This window comes from Pseudoalteromonas rhizosphaerae (assembly GCF_902498845.1).
GTDB lineage: Bacteria > Pseudomonadota > Gammaproteobacteria > Enterobacterales > Alteromonadaceae > Pseudoalteromonas > Pseudoalteromonas rhizosphaerae.
The window spans coordinates 1-1,914 of sequence record NZ_CABVLM010000033.1; the positions used below are offsets into that span (position 1 = coordinate 1).

Consider the following 1,914-nt stretch of genomic DNA (forward strand, 5'->3'; position numbering starts at 1 on the left):
TTCACAAGGTTTAGTGTCATTGAGGGATATTTGGATCAATATTCATTACGGGAGATGAACCGCCCATTGCGGACCCGCATGATGGGTGGTGTGGGGGCTGGAGGTTAGAGACCTCCGGCTACCCGATTATGCATTTCTACCAAGTTCGCTCAGTCTAATAACCGTGAGTCTCTGCTACCTTGACACTCGTTAATGTGACGACCTTCCCCTTAACAATGGTAAGTACGATCTTGTCACGCCCCCACTTGAAGTAACCTTTTTCATTTTCTGTTTTCTCGGCTCTATATCTATCGCCAACATCAAATTCTATGTGTAGCCAGTCTCCTTCATCACCAAAACGGCTATATGCGGGACGATTTTCTTCTCGGTGCATTTCGTGCGAAATTTTAATTGTGCTAAGCTCGACGTCTTTGAGTTGATTTAAAATCTCAGGTGGGATTTGAATTAGATCGTTTCCACGATATAAATCAAATACGCGGACATCGTCAGTTTCTTCATCCAGTTCAATACTAAGCGTGAAAGTTCGGTAAGGTTCGGGAAGAACGCCTTCCGTGAAATATTTGTGCGTATGAACCATTACGGGCGTAGACGCAAACAGGAGCGAAGGGAAAGTCAATAATATTAAAGTGAATATGAGCTTCATGGCTTACCTATGCATAACGAGGCTGTAGAATAACTCGTTTTTAATTTATTTTTATTGATGTATTAACCATAGCCGAGTTCCTATTTTGATTCAATTGGTTACTTCGATTTTACGTAAAATATAAAAAGAGGATTTGCTGTTGCTTTAATTGGCGTTTTGAAAGGTATGACAGGTGTTTGAGTGGCTTATTTGAGGTGATAAAGGGTTACCCTTATTAATGTATCGTGTTTTGCAGCTTTTCTATATTATGAACTAAGCAATACAGTTGCCATTGGGCATTCACTTTCGTTTGACCGCGTAAGGTCAATTTATTCAGCGAAATTGATCGGAATGAATTTATTTTGGCAAGATAAGTCAGGCTTGACTCCTTACCTAATGAAAGAGCCATAACAATTTACCGTGGGTGAATAATATCTATCAGATCACAGTAACCCTGTGGGTTCAAGGTCAAAAAACAATCAATTCAATTGTGTAGAACCAGTTCCTAGAAAGAGTAATTCTACAGCCTCAACGCCCTGTTAAGGTGTGAGCAACGCAATACCAAAGCTCCCGCATACCACCTTAAATACTAAACGCAACGCATAGCAAAAATGCCAAGCGTTGCGAATCACTCTTAAACAGATAGTTAGCTGAATCTTTTAAGGTTGACTTCCAACTGCTCTCGTAAACCTTGATTCTCTTGTTGAATCCAATATTCCACTATTAGATTTTCACTGACTCGATACACTGCGCTTCCTACTGTAGAAAGTTCTAAACCTGTCGGTTCATAACCAAAAATCACTCCCTTATGGTGACCGTCTTGACGCCAACGTACATAGACCTTTTGACCTTGTACTAAAAACTCTTCAATTGAGAGTGCAAAATTGCCGTAAGCTTCTAGAAATTCTTCAACGTGATCACGATAGTTTTCAGGAGTTCTTTCAATTACTTCTGAGACTCCAGAAACTATCTGATGCGCTACAACTACTGGGGCTAGATACTTGTTAACTAAGTCTGGATTTTCCCCTGACCTTACTTGTTCAATGAAACCTCTAACCACTTCTTCCACTAACATCAAATATTCCTTCTATTCTGCTAACGCCGCCATCACTGGAAGCTTTGAAGTGAAGCGAAGCGCAACGGAAAAGCTGTCCAGTGCATGGCCTTGATACTCATTGAGCCTCCTCCCCAGCATCGCGATTATTCGCTACGCTGAAAAGGCAACCAACCTTACAGGAGAAAGCTCAATGAACTTTTACAATAACATGCATCCACATTATTGTGGAATCGAT

The 1,914-nt window shown here is 40.9% G+C and carries 2 protein-coding genes and 1 pseudogene; all 3 read right to left on the reverse strand.

Going from position 1 to position 1,914, the window contains the following annotated elements; translation table 11 throughout:
- Positions 1 to 154: 154 nt before the first annotated feature.
- Complete coding sequence (locus PSR9079_RS23275) at positions 155 to 643, reverse strand: hypothetical protein (RefSeq protein WP_149983442.1); 489 nt, start codon at positions 641 to 643, stop codon at positions 155 to 157.
- A 214-nt stretch (positions 644 to 857) separates the two neighbouring features.
- Positions 858 to 959: pseudogene (locus PSR9079_RS24315) on the reverse strand (transposase); the annotation flags it as partial.
- A 309-nt stretch (positions 960 to 1,268) separates the two neighbouring features.
- Positions 1,269 to 1,697 (reverse strand): ester cyclase, encoded by a 429-nt coding sequence (locus PSR9079_RS23290; RefSeq protein ID WP_149983443.1) that lies wholly within the window; start codon positions 1,695 to 1,697, stop codon positions 1,269 to 1,271.
- Positions 1,698 to 1,914 lie beyond the last annotated feature (217 nt).

What these genes read in the sequence shown, in the direction of transcription:
- PSR9079_RS23275 (WP_149983442.1), bottom strand. Translation starts at nt 643, where the DNA reads ATGAAGCTCATATTCACTTTAATATTATTGACTTTCCCTTCGCTCCTG.
- PSR9079_RS23290 (WP_149983443.1), bottom strand. Translation starts at nt 1,697, where the DNA reads ATGTTAGTGGAAGAAGTGGTTAGAGGTTTCATTGAACAAGTAAGGTCA.